The organism is Arcanobacterium sp. S3PF19, assembly GCF_000758825.1.
Taxonomy (GTDB): domain Bacteria; phylum Actinomycetota; class Actinomycetes; order Actinomycetales; family Actinomycetaceae; genus Arcanobacterium_A.
The window spans coordinates 193,033-213,018 of record NZ_JRMX01000005.1; the positions used below are offsets into that span (position 1 = coordinate 193,033).

The window sequence follows — 19,986 nt, forward strand, 5'->3', positions numbered from 1 at the left end:
GCAGCTCAGTCAAGCGGCGTAACGCCGTCGGCACAGTTTTCGAATTCGCTTCGCAGCACACCGACCAGGCAGGAGCAGCAGTGTTCGGTGACGTACGAGCGAAGGTCGCTCCACAGAAGACGGCTCTGTTCGCCTGTAAGTTCGGTTTCGATATCATCGAGAAAAAGAAGCTGCGGCTGTTTCAAAAGCGCCAGGGCAATTCCCAGCCGGGTGCGTTTATCCGGCGTCAGATCCCCGATCAGTGTTTTGGACGAAACGGAAACTTTCCAGCGGGCAAGCATATCGTCCGCGTAGCGAAACAGCGCGCCGCGGTTTCCCGCAAATTCCCCGTACTGTTTTTTCAGCAGCGGGCAGCCGGCCGCAAGCTTCAGTTCTGCGGCAACCGCTTCGGCCACGGTCTGTGTTTTGCATAATTCGTTGAGCGTGCCGAACAGTCCCAGTCCGACATACCTGCGGGAACGTTTTCTTTCGCGCGGGAGCACAGCATCGCCGATTCTCAGTTTTCCCGAAGTGAATTTCATGTATCCGGCAAGAGTGAGCAAAAGTGCCGATTTCCCCGAACCGTGCTCACCGGATACGGCAATGATCTGATGCGGTGTTACGCTGAGCGAGATCCCCCAAAACGGGGATCCCGAAAATCTCCTTATTCCCAGTTCTTCGGCTTCCAGAAGTATATCTGTGTCCTGCATGGCTGCTGTCGGCGCCGGCGTTACGGCAAACATTCGGGTTGCCCGCGGCGCATTTCCTCTCTGTTGTTGTGTAAAATCACCCTCGGATTATCTGCGGTTAATACGTTTTTCACTGATAATTTTCATATTCACTTTTATATATTCATGCTACGTGCGAAACACGGCACAGCCGCAAAAAGTAACGGTAAATTCAATAATATCAACAATCCCCGGCATTTCTGCCGCTATCTACAGCCTACTCTTTTCCGCAGAAAGTCACAACCTAGCGTATATATATTCAGAATATTCGGGCAGCGCGCGCGAAAATTTTACTGTGCGGCAAACAGGCTTTCATCTCACACCCGAAATCGTGCCCGCACAGGTAAGCAGCAGTTACAATACTAGTGTTTTATATGCGGATCAACTGCCGCATTTCCAACGTCTTAAAGAGAGGTTTAACGTGCTGCGAACCGTCCTTTCGGGAAAAATTCACCGCGCCCTGGTCACTCAGGCGGAACCCGGATATGTGGGCTCCGTAACCGTCGACAAAGCTCTGCTGGAAGCCGCCGGAATACGCGAATATGAACGCGTGGAAATTGCCAATGTTTCCACCGGGGCACGCTTTGCCACATATACCATCACGGGAGAGGAAAACAGCGGAGTCATCTGCCTAAACGGAGCCGCCGCCCGGCTGGCGTGCGTGGGCGATCCGGTCATTATTATGGCCTATGCGCAGATGAGCGACGAAGAATACGCAACCCACTGGCCCAAGGTGGTTTTTGTCGACGCAGACAATGCCCCCTGCCGTATTACGCATTACGAACGGCACGGGGCATTGGCGTAACTATTTTCCGCTGCGCCGCGTTTTTCCGCGTTTCGCTTTTATTCCGATCAGTCCGATCAGAGCCGAGCCGAGCGCGGCTAAGCCGAGTTTCGCATCCGCGCTTCCCGTATCCGACAGCCTGTTTGTTTTCGCTCTGTGCTTTGCGCACGAAGCGGCAGAGCACAGGGAGTCGGATGCCGAAGCGGACTGTGCTGCGTTACCCGTGCCCGCACTGCCCGGCGCGGTCAAAGACCCGGATACATGCGGAGTAACGGAAGGTGTTACCCGCGCAGGCGGATTCGGCACAGGAGCCGGCGGAGTTACCGGCGGATTCGGCACAGGCGCCGGAGGGTTTGGAGAAGGGCTCGGAGGATTTGGCACAGGTGCCGGAGGATTAATCGGCGAGGAAGGCGTCAGCTCTGTCCAGGGCATAATGGTGACGGTCTTCGGATTGCCGAGTTCACCGGTATCCGGATTGACCTCGTACGTGACGGTAATGGTTTTCTTCCCTTCCCGGGTCACCTGCACGTTGCCGATACTGACAACTTTGTTAACGGCGGCCACGGCCACGGTTTTGGTCCCGTCCACAGTTTTGGTCAGACCGTTTTGCGGGTCTACCTTATATGTGACTGAAGTGGTTTCCGTGCCGTTTTTGCCGCCCTCTTCCCTGCGCTCGCCATACGCAAGAGTGCTATCTGCCTTGTAAACCGTTTTGAAGGTAAGGGATTTTTTCGTTACCTTCACATTGCCGACACCGATTTTTATCTCGGTTGCGGGAGTGGTTACTTTCTCCTGCGTAGACTGCACTTCTTGGGTGAGGCCTGTTTTGGGGTCGACTCTGTATGTTGTAATAATCGTCTTTTTCCCAATGGAACCCCCGTTTTTGGCTGCTGTTTCCCCGTAAACCGAGGCCGGATCCGCCTCATACACGGTTTTGGGGGAAATATCCTGAACTTCCTCCTTGGTATTGCCAACCTGCATTACGGTGTCCGTAGCGGGCACGGTCTTTGTGCTCTGCCCGTCAATTTCATCTGTCAGACCCCGGTCAGGATCCACTTTATACGTCACAACCGTTGTTTTCCTGCCTTTGGCACCGACCGTCACGAGCATAAGCGCAGTGTAGGGGATGTTGCCCGGCACGTATTTGGTATCCGGATCGATTTCTTCCACCGTAACGTTTTTATTCCCGACGCGCGTCTTGCCGTTGCGCACCGGTTTTGTAACGACGGTGGAAACGGCGTTTTCATCCCACTTTCCGTTCACTACTTTTCCGGTAAGCACTTTCTGCTCTCCGTCTTGGGGCCGGGAATCCACTGCCGTGCTTCGGTAGTCAAGATTTGGATCTGCCTCGTATTTCATCTTGCCTTTAATGGTCTGCACACTTGTCGCCGGCAGATAATAATTTCCGAAAAGTGCCGTCGGCGAAGCGTCTGCGCCGGGTTCCGTTTCCGGAATCGGGTCCGCATCCGGGCTAATTTCCGGATGCTGCGCGCGAAGCCTGTTCGCTTCTTCCCGCAACGCCCGCATCAGCTGTGGTTTTACCACTGCCATTGCATCATTCGAGGCCGGTTTTGTCTGATCCGTTTCCCCGGTTGCCGGGTCAATGCGCGAATCGTATACGGCAGGAAGCTCCACTTCCGCAACTCCGCCCTTATAAAACAGCTTTACCTTCCTGTAGAATTTGTATTTTTCGGTCTTTGCTTTCTCCAGCAAAGTTGCATTGTCCGTGATCAGAAGATGTCTGCTCGGACCGGTAAACTTCCTCAGAGTGGGATTCCAAAAAGTCAGAATAGAACCGTTGGCCGGATCATTCACAAGTTTTGCAATCGGATTTTCCTGCCCGGCGGGATCTGCCGGCGTCCAGTTGTTGGCAATCAGCACGCCGCGGAAAGAATTAAACATATTCTTCACATCGGCAGAGTTTTTAAACTTCTTATTGCTGAAATCGAGCACGAAACTGTCGTCTTCGTCGCCCACGCCGGAAAACATCAGATCAAGTTTGTCGGTGTTCGATATATCCCATTTGGAAAGATCGAGTTTCCCTTTCAGCTGGGAAGCCAGGTTAAACATCTTTTCCATATTCGTCACGCCGGACGTATCCCAATTCCCGATACCTTTGATATACTGCAGTCTATTGGCGTTCTTGCTGTAGTTCTGCATAAAGAACGTCGCCAGATTCTTCGCAAATCTGATGCTCAGATTATCGGTAACATTAATGCTTTGGCCATGCATCTGGTAAAACAGGGTATCGTTCGCGCTCGGCTCCGTGGAGTCGAAAATGTAAACGCGTTTCTCGAAACGGATGGGGAAACCGTCGTCGAGATCGTTAAAAATGAGCTTCCTTCTTATTGCGGTGAAATCGTCTTTCTTATTCGCAAGCGAATAGGAAATAACGCCCTCCTCGGCGCCGTCCTTGGGCCGGATGACGGCCTCTTTTTTTATTGTGTCGATATAAACTTCGCACCCGGGAAGATTTTCGGCTTCCTCTTTCGTCATGGAGAGGCGTTCGGCCGCAAGACCCGCATCGGCATTTGCTCCCGTGTTCCCCGCAGCTGCCGATGCGCTGTTTGCGCCGGCATTATGGGACGCGGCTTTGACGGCCGACACTGCCGCCGGCATTTTCACGTCCGCGGCGGCGTATGCCGCGGCGGTCGGCACACCGCCGGCAGCCGCAATGGCGGTTACGCATATTCCCGCGCTTAAAGGAATAAAAATACTGCGTTTGTTTTCACTGTTTTTCAAAGCATTCCTTTCGCTGCAAATACTTATTTACACACGGAACTTCCGCACGTGCCGCAGACGCGCCGGCGGATATCCCCTGCCGCCGCTGCCATTATATTCCCTCTGCCGCGGGCAAAAAACACAAAATCCGTTTTTATATTTAATTACACACCCGGCCGCCGCGGTTTTCGTTTCTGCGCCGTCTGCCCCCGAGAATCAAAATTCCCGCCCAGAGCAAAGCGGCGGCAAGCAGCGCACTTCCCGCTGCCATCGCGCCCGTCACCGCCATTTTGGACAGCGTTCCTCTTCCCGGCGCCGGGGCAGTGCGCGGAGACGCAGGATTCGGCGAAGGGCCGGGCGCGGGTGTTTCTTCGGGCATCATTTTCGGAGTGACTTCCGTGTTGAAATTCCACGTATGCAGATTCGCATTCCCCGTGGGAACGGTGATTAAAAACGGCTGGATGCGCGGGTATTTGTGGGAGGTGTCGGCTGGTTTGCAGTCGCTGACCAGGTAAAGGCCGACCGGCAGGTTGGAAAAAACAACTTTTCCGCTACCGTCGGCAGCCATGGTTTTCGCAGTTTCCAGTCCGTTGTTTTTTGCCTCGGAAACGCTCATGCGCCGGATCCGCTCCCAGTCGGCGCCCACAAGGTTCACGCCTTTTACTCTGCTGATCTGAATTATCTGCCCTGCCACGGGACCGACCGGCAGCTGCCCGGCGGCGGGTTCGTCGAAAGGATTGCCGCCTGTTTTTGTGATATGCAGTTTTCCCACGGCCGCAGGGTCGATCGCGGCCGTGTTCAGACCGGTTATGTCGCCCGTCACCACTTCGGATTTGGCGGACCGGCCCGTTTCCGCCGCCCACGCGGTCACCGGAATCAGGCTGAGCGCAGTCAGTATCCACAGACCCGCCTTCAGTCTGCGCCTTATGCCCTTCACTGTGTCCTCCCTGTTGTTTTTTGCCCGCGGCGCTGCTTTCGCAGCCACATCGCCAGGATAAAAGCCGCCAAACAGGCAATGCAGATAACAATTATCACCCACCACGGCCATTGCAGTCTTCCCACACCGAAGGGATTGCCGCTGTCCATCGGCACTCTGATTCCCGTCACCAGCAGGCGGTGACTGTTAATCCCGTAAGGTGTGCAGGTAATAATCGTCAGCAGATCCAGATCTTTTTGCACCTGCAGAGTTTTTACCTGCTCGGGGCGGACCACTCTGATCCATTTCACCCTGTATTTCAGTTTTTGCCCTGCCACCTGCACATAGATCGCGTCCCCGATTTCCATCCGGGTCAGATTGTCCAGCAAAGTGGCAGTGGAAAGACCTGTATGCCCGGTCAGTACCGCATGGGTGCTTTTCCCGCCGACGGGCAGCGAGGAGCCGTACAGATGTCCGATTCCCCGCTCCAGCGTTTCGGGCTGGGTTCCGTGGTATATGGGCAGATCCACCTTGGCTTTCGGGACCACAAGTCTTCCCATCTCCGGCAGCACACTCAGCTCTTTCAGGTAAAGCTGATAAGGATTGTTGTTTTTTGCCACGCGCGCCAGCCAGGGGTCCAAAATCGGAGCCCCGGGAGTGTGCCGGTTATATTCCTGTGCCGCTTTATAGGATGCGGAGAGCTGTTCCCGCTTGATATGTTTTTCCGCTTTGGAGTATTCGTAGGCGATTTTCAGCTGGCGGGCATTGTTCCACTGCGTTGCCACTACCGGGTAGAGCAGCACGACAATGCCCGCCACAGCCAAAATTACGGGAATAAGAGTGGAGCGGCGCCCGCGGGCGGGGCGGTTATCCACACGCCCCCGGTGCGCAGGCACTTTTCCGATTTGTTCTTTTTTCCGCAATGTTCACCTTTGTATCGGTGCGGGGCATGATGCCCCGCACCGCTTCGTTTTTAGTTTTCCGCCTGTGCGCGGTTGCGGCGGGCGTAGTAGTATGCGCCGCCAAACAGACCCGCTGCCACGATCAGGAACAGCGCGATGCCCGCACCACCCGTGAGCGGAAGCTTGGAAAGAATACTGTCGCTCTTCAGCGTGTTCGTATACGTCACTTCCACCACCGGGTTATTGGGCTGATCTTCGTTCGCTTTCTTCACCGCTTCCTTGGTAAAGTCCACCTTGGCCACGGAGCCGCCCAGTTCGTAGCCTTCGGGAGCCTTCGTCTGCTTAATACACAGGGGCTTTCCGGCTGCGATCGGCCCGGTTTCCGTTCCAGCTTTCACGCCGGTATACAGCGGGTCACCTGCTGCGACGGGCTTGTCGTCCGTGCTTTTCTTACCGCAGGAATAGATGTCAAATTCGGCGTTCTTGCTGTTCAGATCGGTACCGCTGCCGTCTTTGTTCATGATCTTGACTTTCGCCATCTGATCTTTGGGGTGATCTTGTTCTTCCGTGGTGTTGCCGCCGTTTTCACCCTTCTTCGAGTCCCAGTTGTACGAGGCTTTGTTCTCGATAACCCAGTTCGATGCGGCTTTCGTCCACACGGCGTCATTCTCGGGAGCCACGGTTCCGCTCAGCGTGACGACTACGGACTTACCCATCTTTTCCTTCAGCTTTGCCAGGCCTGCAGCGGTAAATTTGATGCCGTAATCCCCGGTGTTAAGAACTTCATAGGTGTCTGTACCCATTTCTTCTTTGTTGGCGCCGTCAAGGATTTCTACCTTTTCGATCTTCGAATTAGTCGAGTCTACTTTCAGTGCCTCCGAAGGCTTATCCGTGATCTGATAGACAGTGAACTCGTTGTCTCCTTTTTTCAGCGTGGGAATCGGGGAGCTGATTTCGAATTTCATCTTCGAACCGGGCTTAATCACTGTGTTTGCGTCCGTTATATCCTTCTTGGTGATCTTGCCGGCTTTGCCGTTCTTCGGATACACCGTTACCTTATCCATCCATTTCCCGGTGTCTTTGTCGGTCAGCGGAATCAGGATCAGAGCGGGGATCGCCGACAGATATCCGTTCGGCGCAACCGTCTGCGTCAGGCGGTACAGGCCGGGCTTAACCGTAAATGTGGCTTTGCCTTCCCCGTTCAGCTCCTGCGTCAAAGCCGTGAAATCTGTATCCGGCGTAAAAGTATCCGCGGTTGCCGCTGTGGCATTGTTGTAGCCGCTTACGGTGCTCACGTCATATTTGCCTTTTTCCAGCTTAAAAGTACCGGAAGGCAGCTTTTTCGCGGTGTCGAATTTACCTTCTTTTCCGTCGGCGGCCGTGCCCTGCCCGTTTTCGTTCAGCTGCGGCTCAACCGAGATTGTGTAGTTTTTATTCATGTCAATCGCGGCGCTTGATACCGGAGTTTGGCGGACGGGAGAACGAGGGGTGGCAAAAGCGGATAAGGTGCCCGCGGTTCCTGTTGCCACAAGACCGAGCGCGACCATGCCCGTGGCCGCGGCCGCGGCCACAGCCTTTCTCAGCCTGTCTCTGCCTGCTGTAAACATTTTTACCTCTTCGTGTAGTGGTTATTAACGGTTTGATATATCTTTAACGTTTCGTATTTGGAATCTGCGTATTTAACTCACCGCCTCCGGTTATCCCGGATCCTCGGCGCGGCGCAGACATCTTTGGCGCGATAGAATCCACCACCAACGCCCCGATACCCGCACGGCCGGCAGACGCGGCAGACACGGCAGATGAAATATCTTCATTCCCGCCTCCTACGCCACATCGTCACTGCAGATGCGCCGATCAGACAGATCCCCGTCAGCAGCACCCACGGAAGATAACCGCCCGTTTTCGGAAGGCTGCCAAAGGTCACGTCGGCCAGCTCAATCTGCCAGGCAGGTATTTCGCCGGTCGGCGCGTAAGCCGCCACCAAACCCGAACTGCCGGTTTCCGTGCTGAGCTTCACTGCGGTGTCGCCTTCCGGTTTTTGCCCGGTGGGGGGCTCCAAAGCAATGTCGAACTTCCATGTGAAGGGGAACTGCTCTCCCGCATTTTTTCCGGCAGCGGTGTTCGTCACCAAATAGCTGCCCGGAGCCAACTCCGTCTGCGACTCGAAAACGCCGGCACTCACGGGTTTAAGCTCTATTTCACTTCCGAACGGATGCTGCCCACTCCCGGCAACAAACATCTTAAAGCCCGCGTCCTCCACCACGGGCCTGCCGTGAGGTTTGCCGGTTTTATAGATCCGCACCTTGGTTCCGTTTATGTAAACGGAATACAGCACGGCTCCCCGCTTCGTATCATCGTTCAAAGTCACTTTGAAGTCAGAGTCGGTGAGCGTAACTTTCGTGTTGATATTCGAAAAATAGCCTTTCTTCGGCTGCTGTTCGGGTGCATCCGGCGCTTTGGGCGCGTCCGGCGGTTCGGGCACGTCCGGGAGATCCTGCCCCCAGGGCACCCAGTTCGCCGCCACTTTCAGGTGCCGTATCTGCGATGTATCCGGCTTCGTTCCCGTTATTTCACAGACCGTGCCGATAGGCATACTCGGCAGTGTCGCAAATTTTCCGCGCACCTGCGGATCGAGCGTACCGGTCAGCGGCGGATATTTTCCTCCCGGATATTCACTGCCGGGCGGCACGGGCAGACCGGTCTGCGGGTAGGTGCAGGCATAGCCGTAACTGTATGTGTGCTCTGCGGGGAGCACGTCGTCGCGGCGCGGTCCGTCTACCGCGGTAGCGATCTGATATTTCACATTCGGCACGAAATACAAATCGCGGAACGTCAAAACGGCGGCATTGTTTTCGTCCGTCTCTTCCAAACCTACCGGTTTCACATTCAGTACGCCCGGAGTCGTCTGCTTTCCGGCGGAAGCGCTCTGATCTTCCCTGCCCCTGATCCGAAGCACGGACCCGGGCACCAAAGACAGTTTCGGATATGCCGTCAGCGGATCTTTTCCGGCCAGGTTCTCATGGCTGATCTCGCACTCGGAAGTTGCGGGCACAAAATTTCCTCCCGCCGCGCCCGAGAGCAGCGAAATCCCGCCGTCCGCCGGCAGATCCATGCTGCCCTCGTACACCCGCGGTTTCAGGCTTTGATCCGCGGGATTTCTGTCTTTCAGATATTTGTCCGTGCATCGGTAGTGAGCCCGGTATCCCACCGCGGCATTGGCAGTCAGCGCCTTTCCGAAAGACGTATACATATCCGTGCTGTCTTTGGGTATTTCCTGCACAACTTTCAGATTTGCCGCGCCGCGGTCAAAACGGTTCTCAATTTGGAAGACGCTTTGTTTCTGCGCTTCCCGGGCGTTGTTTACCAAATCCGGGTGCACAACAAAACCGAGAATCTGCTTGTCGCCGTCCTGCAGCATCAGATTTGAATCGTCTTTCGTCTGCGAATTCTGCCCGCCGTTGTAGGCAAACAGATTCTTCAGTCCGTCTGCGCCCGCAGTCAGTGTCGGCTGACCGGGGTCTTTGGCGATCGTGGTCAGAACATGGGCGTCAAATTCCGGGAACTTCTGTTCGCTCAGCACGCAGCGGTAATTGACGGGTATCAGCTGACTGCCCGTCACGTCTTCCCACACTCCGGGCCGGGTTTCCTTAAAACTGAAATCAACCTTCGTGATCGCGGCCGCGCTGGAAGGCTTGGCAATCCCGTCTCTGCCGGCCACCGGCGGCGGCACACAGTAAAGACGCGCTTTAAACGTTTTCCCCTTAACCAGTTCCGCGCCGTTCCCCGTGTTTTTCAGGCTTACTCTAACCTGTGTCTTCTGGAACGCATAGTTATTCCATGTAACCATCGTGCCCGCAAAGTTTTCCGGCAGTGTATCGGGAACAACCGGATTTCGGGGTTTTCCGTCCTTGTCTGCGGGGTTGTCCCTCTTGGCGTTGTAATACCTGTTTGCCCGGGCGGGAACGTCGCGCGGCAGCAGCACCGTGGATTTTACCGTCGCTCCCTCGTCGGCCGGGCGGCACTTATCCGAGGAGGATTCACAGATGCTTTCCGGTTCCCGCGAACGGTAACCGTCGGCTATCGCCCAGTAGTGATCCCAAACGGTATTTTTCTCATTTGCCGATTCGGGCGTCTCGGTCAGGGTGCATGCCGCACCCGCGGGCAGCGCATCCACCGTGTTCCATTCGCCCTGCTGAAAACGTCCTATTTCGGCACTTCCCGCAGGCTGCAGCTTCTGCAGCCGTTCGCGAAGATCGTCGCCGAACGTAGCCTGCGCATCCGCAACCTCGCCGGCAGCCGGATTGGCAATTCTGTTAATCTTGCGCGGAGCGGGGATGCCGATCTTCTTTCCGTTCAGCTTACAGCTCCACTGCACTTCAAACTGCCTGTCGGCGGAAATAATCGTCACGCCCTCGCCGCCGACCTTCTTTTTCACGTTAAAAGAAGCCAGCTGCATCCGGTAGTCCCGGTTCAAAGTGATGTTTTTGGCGGTATCGGAAGTCCATTCGTACGTATATCCGAGACCTTCTTCCGGTTCGTCGCCGGAGCCGCTGCCCGGTCCGGCTGCGGGAGCGGGGGCAACAGCCACGGAAACTGCCCTGGCCTGCACGCCGTTCCAGCGCACTTCCTTCATATCGGCTCCGGGAACTTTCAGGGCGTCCGCCAAAGCTTTCGCTTTACACCGCCAGCCTGCAGGAACAGACACACTGCTCTGCGCTCCCCCGTTGGACAGCTGCAGCAGCTGGGTGACTTCGGACTTATTTTCCCCGCTGCCCAAAACACAGGTCAGATCTACCGGCACTTTGGTCTCCGAATCGGCGTTTCCTCCTATGCCCAGGGCAGCCGCACGCCATTCGCCCGGCACGGGAATCCGCTGCGCGCCCGCCGTTGCCGCGGCATTTTTGGAAGTCCACATGGTCGGATCGGTGTTCAGGTTCGCGGCAACCGTTTTCATCTTAAACCAGATAAACAGCGACTGCGCCCCGGATTTACCCGTTTCCGGGGCTTTGATATTGGCGCTGACTTTCGCCCCCGCAGCGGCTCCGCCCGGATTGTCCGACAGAGCCCACCTGACCTCAATTTTCTTCTCCGTATCCGGAGGCAGCAACACCGCACCGAGACTGCACCCGGCTCCGGAGGCAATGCCCCGGGTCGGAATTTCCGTCACACCGCCTTCCCGCACTTTTATCGGCACGGTCTTGGCTTCGGAAGATCCCTCGCACCTGAGCGTTGCATTCACCGTTTCGGGAATCAGGCTGCGCAGAGCCCGGTACTCCGGCCGGGATTTCACATTGGAATGCAGATAGAATTTACCGGCTTCCGGCAGAGTATAGGTGGTGGTCAGATCAACCGTGCCCGAGTCGTTCCAATTCAGCGTGACTTTCCGCGAAGGAGCCGAATAATTGACTCCGAGGGAATCAATTCCCTGCGGTTCCGACTGCACGGTACACACCGACCCCTGGGGAATACCCGTGATCGTTGTGTTTCCGCTGCCTTTGATGTCCGCATACCGAACCGCCTGCGGATTTTCCCCCGGAACCGTGCAGGAAACGGATATGCGGTTGTTCTTTCCGCCCAAAGCGCCCTTTACGGCATTGCCCGGCGTAGGCGTCCCCCAGGCCACGGAGTGTCTTATCTGCAGCGAGCGGGGTTTATAGGTAGCGGTATTTACCAGTCTGACCTGTTTTTCCTCCGTCACATCGGTGATCGGATCAATTCTGATCGGATCGGGCACGCGCACATCGGCATTCGTGAGCTGGCTGCGCCCGGAAATCTCCCGTAAGGTACACACCGCACCCGCGGGAACCGAATCAACCACCGTCGGAGCCGTGCTCCTGACCCACAGCGGCTTGGAATCGGGCACATGCCCCGGAATCGGAATAACCGTATTATGATCTTTACACTCAAGATTGAACGGGAAGGCGGCACCGATTCCCTGCCGGGCAGCTTCGCCGGCAAGCACTTTGGTAACTTTTATTTTCCCTTTCAGACGCTGCAGATCCTGCGTTATGCGGATTATCTGTTCACCGCCGGAATGAACCCAGAAATAATTGTTTCTGCACGCTTTGGGCTGTGTCGGTTTCACTGCCGCAGTTGCGTCGGAAGCGCAGACCGTGGATTCGTAGCTGTCTTTGGTCACGACACCGGGGAGTTTTACCTGCTGCCCGATGCTCTGATTCGGGCCGTGTATATGCTCGTTCGGCGGCGTGGTGGATATCAGGCAGTGCGTGCCTACGGGCCATGTCGGATTGCCCTTTTTGTCCTGTCCCAAAACGTACTCGGTTCTGCCGTCGGTGGGCACCCCTACCCAATCCACTCCGACAAATCCGGGATAGGCGCCGTCGTTCTTCTCCGGCAGTTCGGGCGGACGCGTCGGATCGGCCATAAAACGGCAGTTGTAGTAAACGGGGACTTTCTTCGGCAGACTGCCGTCTTTTATCCTCGCCGCCAGCGCGGGATCGTTCTGCGAGTTCGTAAATCTCAGGGAAACTTTGATCGCCGCCCGCAGGGAAGAATACACGGTGTGCGACACAAGCTTTGAAATTTCGCCGACGGAGCTGTTCGGATCGCTCAGCCGGACCGTGGCGACTATCTTATTAGACACCGACTGTCCGCGGTCTTTCTTTTTCTCCGTCCGGGCAGTATCGATCCCAAAATTGGCCTGCGTGAAATCGGTGTCCGAAGTAAAGAGACGGTGCGCCTTGTCGAGAGTGTATCCTGGGGGCAGATTCAGCGTCTCGTCAATGGTACACTTCGTCCCCACCGGCACAGCCACATCCGAGAGCGGGATGGGCTTCAGTTCCGCAACCACGTTCAGCCCGTTTACTTTGCGCTTGGCGGAGCCTTCAAACTCGTATTTCTCCGGATCGTATGCCATCGGATCCGTGCATCTCCATTTGAAGCCGTAACTGACCGCACTGTTTTCCCTGTGGGGATACCCGCCTATCTCATAGCGGATCTGCTCATTGGCAACTTCGGCTTTCTTAATAAGCTGCGCTTTCTGCATCGGACGGGAATAGGTGGCGCACTTGATCGAGAAATACTTTCGCGCCTCGGCGGGAGTGATCCTAAAGCCTATCCGGCCGTCGTCGTCCGCGTCCAGATCCGTGGGAGTGAAATCCTCAAATTTATCCGTCTGTCTGTTCAGTCCCCGACAGCGTGCATTATGCCCTTTGAACTTCGTAAATACGTATCTGTTTTCTTTTTCGGCCTCTTGGCGTACTTCCACGCCGTCCGCCATTTTCGCTTTGGTCAGATTGACAACCACACGGCCGTCCCGTTCCGTGGCGTAGTCCTGGGATATGCCTCCGCGCACGGAAGTAAAGCGGAAATCCTGGCCCGCATTGGGTTTCACATACCGGAAATCCTGATCGACCAAATCCGAGGTGACGGAAATATGGCTGTCTTCCAGAACCCAATTTTTCAGATATTTGAAGAAATTGCCGTTGGCGATATCGTCCTTTTGGGGATGCGCATAATAATCCCCATCCGGATAACGAAACCAGCTGTTGGGCAGCCTGTCACTGTCGGCTCTGAAATAAATGGACTGGAAATTCGGGGTTTGCTCCGTCGGATTCGCACCCGTCAGTGCCTTGAGAAACAGGGGGCGCGTGGATCCCCCTCTGCCTGTCACCGGTGCTGCGTAGATCCAGCTTCCCATTCCCAGCACGCGAATATCCGCACCCAGGCCGCGAATCATCCTTGCCACATCCAGCATTCCGGCGCGTCCCGGATTGGCGTCCAGCTTATCGCTCCAAAAAAGACAGCCGTGTTCGAAGTCGGTATCGGAGTATTTGTCTATGAACGATCCGTCCTCCGGATGGTCAAAATACCATCTCGGCCAGTTTTTGGTGAACCTGGTGTTTCCCTTGCAGCTTCCCCCGAGCTGCTTTGCGGAATTCAGGTGCCAGTGCGGATCGGCCATCGACATCAGAATAATTTTTGAATACAGCGGCCGCGGCTTAAAGTTGGGATCGCCCGCGTGCAGTGCCAACTGCTGCTGACGGTAAAGATACATATCCCGGTAGAGTCTGCCCAAACCCCATTCTCCGTTTGCGCCGTAATAGGTGTCGAAGCTTCCTCCCTCGCGTCCGTGGTCGGGACTGCTGGCATCCAGGGAACGGATTTTTTCAATCACTTTGTTGTATCCGGCTTCGTCGGCAAGCGAAGTCGCCTTTAATTCGGGCAGGTTGTTTCCTAAGATGCCGCCTTCATCCTGTTTTCTCGCATAGTGATAGATACCGATTGAAAGCGGAGAACCTTTCAGGGGCGCAATCGCCTTTTCAAGAGCCTCATTCTGATCCCAGTTTCGGCACAGACCGCTGTCCTTAAAACGCTTCTTGCTTTCGGGCATATTCGGATAGTTTTTGGGGCAGGGTTTCCATGCGGTTCCGGGAATTGCACCGCCCATCGTCTGGTAACCGTAGAAAGAACCGAACTCAAACACCAGGGCAATTGAGCCCGCATTTTTCAGTTCTCCGGTACCTGAGGGACGGGGTGGGTCTGACGGCCAGGGATCGCCTTCGCCGCCGATAATGGGCCGGGCAGTATCCGCAGGCGCACCCTCTGCCCGGGACTGCGCCCAAATACCCATCGGGATCAACGCGGCAATCAGTCCCAGAACAGTCAGCAGTGCCGTAAACTTCTGTGACTTTCCCTTCTCCGTCACGGTACCTAAAATTCCTCTCAAGTTACGTGTGACTTTTTGAACCGGTGTGCACAAACACCTAAACAGGATTTTATCGGCCGCCACCCCGCGGGGGGGGGACTTAAGTCTTGCCTAAGTTTTTTATTTTGCTTTTTTCACACTAATATCTACAGTTTCCGGATTATCACCTGGACACCGGGCAGAACTCTGTATATAACCCAGTTTCGGTGAAGCGGGCGGCGAAAAACAAACCGCAACAGTAAAAGCACGCGGCAGACGCAAATCCCGCAGGGGGGGGAACGCCCCCCCTAAACCAGCGAAAACCAGCGAAAAACCGCACAAAAAGCCGCACAGGCATGCAAAAACCGCAGGCACCCCCCCCGACTGCCGCCCGGCCTACCGGAAAGCGTCTTTTTCCGGGGCGGACCGGGGGAAAAAATCTTCTTTCGGCTGCGGCCGTTACCCGTTCTTCCGTGCCGTTTTCGTTTTTCTCAAAGCGGCCGTGCCCGCGAGCGCGCTGCCCGCCGCGCACAGCAGCAGTCCAAAAGAACCCGCTCCGGTGCGGGGCATTCTTCTTTCTGCGGAGGATCGGGGCGCGGGGCGATCCGCCGGATATTCGCGTATATCGGGCGCCGCGCCCGGTCCGGGCCGGGCAGCAGGCAGATTCGGGTTCGCGGAGTCTTTCGTAAACACGGCGTATACCGTTATATCTTTATCAACGGCAGAATTGCCCGTAAACACGGCTCCCGTGCCGTCCTTTTGCGTGTTCCACTCTTTGAACTCATATCCGTCTTTCATCGGATTTGCCGGCATGGACTGGTCCTTGAGGGAATCGGCGGCAATCGTCTTTCCCCGTTCCACGCGGACGACGGTCAGAATTTTATCGCCGATTTTGAGAGTAACCCTCCTATAGGCCGGTTCCGGCGCTTTGAGGAACCGGAAGGCCGTGCCTGTCTCACTGTCGCATTTTTCTGCGCAATGCAACAACTCCCGCAAGCGTAAAACCGATTGCCGCGCCCAACTCCGGCAAAATGGCACCCGCCCCCGTGCGGGCAATTGTGCCGGCAACAGGTTTCGGATCCGGATTGGGCACCGGTATCGGCTCCGGATCGGAAATCGGAGTAGGTGCAGGGGCAGGCCCCGGGTTCGGCTTAGGTCCGGGATTCGCAGCCGGATCAGGACCGGGCACCGGTATCGGCTCTTCGGGGCACAGCGTAACAACCGCAGCAGCCTGATCACAGCCGTCCTCTTTTACACCGTTTAAAAAATAATGAACGGCCGGATTACTTTCCAGGGCAAATGCTTTTACATACGCCTCATAAACCGAATTTTTGTTAGGCGTTACGTCTTCCCCAATCATATTGTTCATCTTATTTTCACGTGTTACGGCGCAGCGCTCACTCCCGGCCAACCCATCCGGGGTATTCTTCTCAAACAGCTTTTTATTGACGGCGGCATCGGTGAGCGAATAATACGGCAGAGCTCCGCGCTGCCACTGCTCATACTCCGTCATATCCTGACAGTCCTCCCCGTAACCGCCGCCCGGCTCGTTAGAACACCGCGAAGTTGTGTTGGTCACCCGCACAGGCAGTACCGTCAGTTTGGACTGTATTTTTATATCCCCTTCTATTTTCAGCGTGAAGACTCCGTGCTCTTTTATCTCAAAACTGTATTCATGATACAGATTATGGTTTTCCATACCCTGCGCACCGCTTCTGTAATTCAGGTATGCCACTTCAGGATGATTCGGATCTTCGGAAGCATACGATCCGCTTCTGTATACTCCCAAATTGGTATCGTTCACATCGGAGACAAGCAGACCGCCTTTTGCGGAAGAAAGATCATTTCCCTGCCCATCACGAAATTCCCCGTTTTGATCAGGCGCAAAATCAACAATGGGAACGGCCTTGTTTACCATACGCACCGGAACGGGAGGTTCGGCATTGCCCGAAGGCACCGGCGGCCGTTTGGCTAAAATTTTTTCATATTCTTCGGTATCCGGCACGCTCACGAGAGTCACTTTTACGTTTTGCAGCACATTTGGCACAAAAACCGATGTTTTCCTCACATAGTTCGCACTGTCGGCAGAGGTAAAAAGCATGGAGGACTGCACCTTGTATGCAACGTGCGCCGTATCTCCGATTTTTTTCACGCAGGTGTTTTCACCGTTGCAGTTCACCGCGCCGCCGGTCACGGAACTTATTCCGCCGCCCCCAATTGCAAACGCACTTTGCGCAAAAGCAAAATTTACGGCAAAAACCACAAAAGCCAATGCACCAAAAATACCGATTATCCGATTAGTCCTTCCCATGAAGACTCACTTTCCGGGTAAGTACGCTCTCGGCAGCATTTCCCTGTGTCGTCGTATATTACGAAATATCATAACAGACATTCTTCTCCGCCACACGGGATTTCGGGAATTACGGTTGCCGGGTCCGAAAAATACGGCGTCTGCGGATTTTAGGGTAAAAATTATGCGCGCTCAGCCGCATGAGCCGTTCGCGGTTTCCTTTGGGCGCTCTGCCGTTAAAAGATATTTCGCATGAACGCGTTTTTCCCGGGCGGACGGCTTTATTTTTCCGAGAAGTGCCTGAAGGTGTTTTAAAAACATATAATCGCATATGCACGACAGGGCCAATGCCAGGCAATAGGCACCTACCACACCCGCCGCCCACAAAGGAAGCCTCACTGCGAAAGGCATAGGATTCCCGTCGGTCAGCAGACCGTGCGCCTGCAGCATGGCAAATACGGTTTCAACGGAAACGTAATTAAAAAGATAAATTGAATAGGAACGCTGCGCCACAAAAGACACGATGCGCCCGGCAGCCGGGCACGAAAAGCGGAGTCTGCCGAAAAAAATAAAAACGGCAACGGTAATAAAAAACCATAAGTAGCTCGGATCGGCTCTTTTGTAGCCGAAAACAGACGAAACAGCGCCGAGGGGCCAAAGCGCGAACCCGATCAGGCAAAGCCTGCGCAAAGCCTTTTCGGAAAAGAGCTCAGGCAGACGTTTCACAAAGTAGCCAAGACAGAAATAAACGAAATAACCGCCGGGAATTATCCGGGTAGGTATAAGCAGTGCAAGCGTATCGGCAGCCGCCGCGGCACCGGTCCACCGCACGGCTGCCGCAAAGGAAGAAATACAGGTGACGGCAATTCCCCAAGTCATTACGGCGGCGGTGAGCAAAAACAGTGCGCGCTGCCTTTTTGCGCCAAGCGATTCAAACATTTCATACAGCCAGGGAGCAAGCATTAAAAACGGTATAAGAGCGCCCACAAACCACCATTCGCCCGCGATAAGCGAATGATACCACCGCATAAAGCTCCCGCAGGAGAATGCTTCTTTCCCCTGATAAACAACGTAAAAATATAAAAGCACGCCGTAAAGCAAAATAGGAAGGGAAACGGTGAGAAATTTTTTCCACAGATAATCCGCATATGGCACCTTAGGCTGCCGGATGGCAAAATACCCCGACAAAGTAAAAAATACGGGATCGCAGATAAGAAACATTTCCCCCGCAACGTAACCAATATCAAATTCGTGTACGGGTTTGAGATATGGGACTGTGTGTACGGCAACCACAAAAAACATTGCAAGAGACCGCAGCAGATCCAACTGCGTTATTCTCTTTGCCATGCACAACACCCTGTTTCCCTATCGTTTTTCCCATCATCGCCGAATATAAACACTTCCGTTATGTCCCTGCCCAGAACTTTGCAGATTTTGTAGGCGGTTTCCACTGTGGGGCTGATCGTTTTATTTTCATAAGCCATAATGGAGCGCCTTTTCAGGCCGACCGCCTTTGCCAACTTATGCTGCGACAGGCCCAGTTCTTTTCTGTACTCGCAGATTCTGTTGTCCACTTCCAATTCAGCCAAGCACATCCCCGTTCACAGTTATTTTTACAGTGCCAGTTACATTTATAGTACTGAATGGGCAGCTTTAGTTTTTCACGCACCGATATTTTACTTTTCGCAGTTTCTCCTGAAGATACACAACTATTTTCACTGCCGATTTCCAGCACAGCAGCCCCAATGCGGTAAATACTATTCCCGCCAACACCCCGGCCAGCAGCCCGGGAATGCCCGAAATCTCATGCGTAAAAAATACAAACGTTATATTTTCAAACAGAGAATTGGGCACAACGCCTTTTATAAAAGCCAGTATGCCGCCCAAAACACTGAGACCGCCCGCAAAAAGAAACGACACGGCCAAAACCGCCAATGTCGGAATAACAGAGAGCCAGAGCAGCGAAGCAAATGAACAGAAACCAAGAAATTTCATAAACCGCAAAAACAAAAGACCCCACTCCCACCAAATACTGCGGGCCCTATCCCCCGCATTGTTACACACACTGCACCACACAGTATACCTTTGTCAACCGGTAACGCATTACCGCCCGCAATCGCAGCAGTATCAGGTTGCGGAATTCCCGCATTCTTCAAAGCAGGTGTCGCTTTGCGTGTGTATAAAAACAGCCCCGGTCTGTGCTGTTTTGCCTGTCTGCTTTTTCCTGCGCTTGCTTTACCTGCGGTCTAAACCGTTTAAGTCAGGATCAATGTTAATCTCCTAATTGCTGTGGTCTGTTTCCGGTTCGACACTTCGGTGCAGGGATCACCCCCGCGTATGCGGGAAAGACTATGTCAGGTCGCGGCCCTCGAGCTTATCCCATCCCGAAAGCTCCAAAAGGACTTTTCGGTGAAACGCTCGAATCTGTGCTCCTTCTGCCAGTGCGCTATTTTTCCTGCCGGCTCATATTCTTTTTTTCACGTATTTTCTTTCTCCTTTATGGTGGCTAGTGTTTCTTGTCGGTTAGGTCGGTTCTTGCTCCCCGCCCGGGACGGTTCTTATTCCATTCGTCTATCGTGCCCGGCAGCCAGCCTCTTACTGCTCTTATACCGCTGCCGGTGTAGGCGTCCGGTGTGGGGAGTAAGCCTTTTGCCGAGTATGATTTGGCCGTGTTGAAGGTGACTCCTATGCGTGCGGCCAGATCAGTTAGGGCTAGATAATGGATGGGTGCTTCGTTTGTTTTTCCTGTGTCTGCCGGCATTTTGTCTCCTTTCTCGTTTACAACAATAACTATATATACTTAAACGTCTATAGTAAAGATGCGAACAACAAAAACAAAATGAACTACATCACAAAACAGCACACAAAAACACCCTTCCACCCACTCATCCCAATCAGGGGCATTTGCGATTCTTCCCCACGCACACCCAAGAGGCCCGCCTCACGGAGTTTACAGCCCCGGCTCTTCCGCCACCGCAGATGGGGAAAAGTAATTACTTCTATGATTACTCCCCCCCCC

The 19,986-nt window shown here is 54.5% G+C and carries 12 protein-coding genes; 1 reads left to right on the forward strand and 11 read right to left on the reverse strand.

All coding sequences use genetic code 11. The features are described 5' to 3' along the window. Positions 1-5 precede the first annotated feature (5 nt). The gene (locus HMPREF1631_RS01365) at positions 6-689 is read right to left on the reverse strand and encodes an ATP-binding cassette domain-containing protein (RefSeq protein WP_084707296.1); all 684 of its coding nucleotides are present in this window, start codon (positions 687-689) and stop codon (positions 6-8) included. 313 nt (positions 690-1,002) lie between these two features. Here HMPREF1631_RS01365 and panD point away from each other — a divergent pair, with 313 nt between their 5' ends. Then, positions 1,003-1,512 (forward strand): aspartate 1-decarboxylase, encoded by a 510-nt coding sequence (panD, locus tag HMPREF1631_RS07060; RefSeq protein WP_232215388.1) that lies wholly within the window; start codon positions 1,003-1,005, stop codon positions 1,510-1,512. Here the strand turns inward: panD and HMPREF1631_RS01375 are convergent, their stop codons facing one another. From HMPREF1631_RS01375 to HMPREF1631_RS01425, 10 genes are all read right to left on the reverse strand, one after another. Further along, positions 1,513-4,233, reverse strand: coding sequence for a BspA family leucine-rich repeat surface protein (locus HMPREF1631_RS01375; RefSeq protein WP_034231391.1), 2,721 nt, complete (start codon positions 4,231-4,233; stop codon positions 1,513-1,515). Positions 4,234-4,372: 139 nt separating this feature from the next. After that, complete coding sequence (locus HMPREF1631_RS06710) at positions 4,373-5,149, reverse strand: hypothetical protein (protein WP_052046918.1); 777 nt, start codon at positions 5,147-5,149, stop codon at positions 4,373-4,375. Further along, the gene (locus HMPREF1631_RS01385; protein ID WP_232215389.1) at positions 5,146-6,051 is read right to left on the reverse strand and encodes a class C sortase; all 906 of its coding nucleotides are present in this window, start codon (positions 6,049-6,051) and stop codon (positions 5,146-5,148) included. The genes HMPREF1631_RS06710 and HMPREF1631_RS01385 overlap by 4 nt, the downstream gene beginning before the upstream one ends. Positions 6,052-6,101: 50 nt before the next feature. Then, the gene (locus tag HMPREF1631_RS01390; protein ID WP_034231396.1) at positions 6,102-7,637 is read right to left on the reverse strand and encodes a SpaH/EbpB family LPXTG-anchored major pilin; all 1,536 of its coding nucleotides are present in this window, start codon (positions 7,635-7,637) and stop codon (positions 6,102-6,104) included. A gap of 203 nt (positions 7,638-7,840) precedes the next feature. Then, positions 7,841-14,698: a DUF5979 domain-containing protein gene (locus HMPREF1631_RS01395; protein ID WP_034231399.1), complete on the reverse strand. Its 6,858-nt coding sequence runs from the start codon at positions 14,696-14,698 to the stop codon at positions 7,841-7,843. Between the two features lie 438 nt (positions 14,699-15,136). Then, a complete protein-coding gene (locus HMPREF1631_RS07280; RefSeq protein ID WP_304412809.1) occupies positions 15,137-15,538 on the reverse strand; it encodes an InlB B-repeat-containing protein in 402 nt (133 codons plus the stop codon). A gap of 94 nt (positions 15,539-15,632) precedes the next feature. Beyond that, on the reverse strand, positions 15,633-16,988 hold the full coding sequence (locus tag HMPREF1631_RS06715; RefSeq protein ID WP_052046920.1) for a hypothetical protein: 1,356 nt from the start codon (positions 16,986-16,988) through the stop codon (positions 15,633-15,635). Positions 16,989-17,159: 171 nt separating this feature from the next. Beyond that, positions 17,160-18,314, reverse strand: coding sequence for an acyltransferase (locus HMPREF1631_RS01415; protein WP_084707276.1), 1,155 nt, complete (start codon positions 18,312-18,314; stop codon positions 17,160-17,162). Then, on the reverse strand, positions 18,299-18,556 hold the full coding sequence (locus tag HMPREF1631_RS01420) for a helix-turn-helix transcriptional regulator (RefSeq protein ID WP_232215390.1): 258 nt from the start codon (positions 18,554-18,556) through the stop codon (positions 18,299-18,301). The genes HMPREF1631_RS01415 and HMPREF1631_RS01420 overlap by 16 nt, the downstream gene beginning before the upstream one ends. Positions 18,557-18,620: 64 nt before the next feature. Beyond that, positions 18,621-18,962 carry a hypothetical protein gene (locus HMPREF1631_RS01425; protein WP_052046922.1) on the reverse strand — a complete coding sequence of 114 codons (342 nt, stop codon included), beginning with the start codon at positions 18,960-18,962 and terminating at the stop codon, positions 18,621-18,623. Positions 18,963-19,986 lie beyond the last annotated feature (1,024 nt).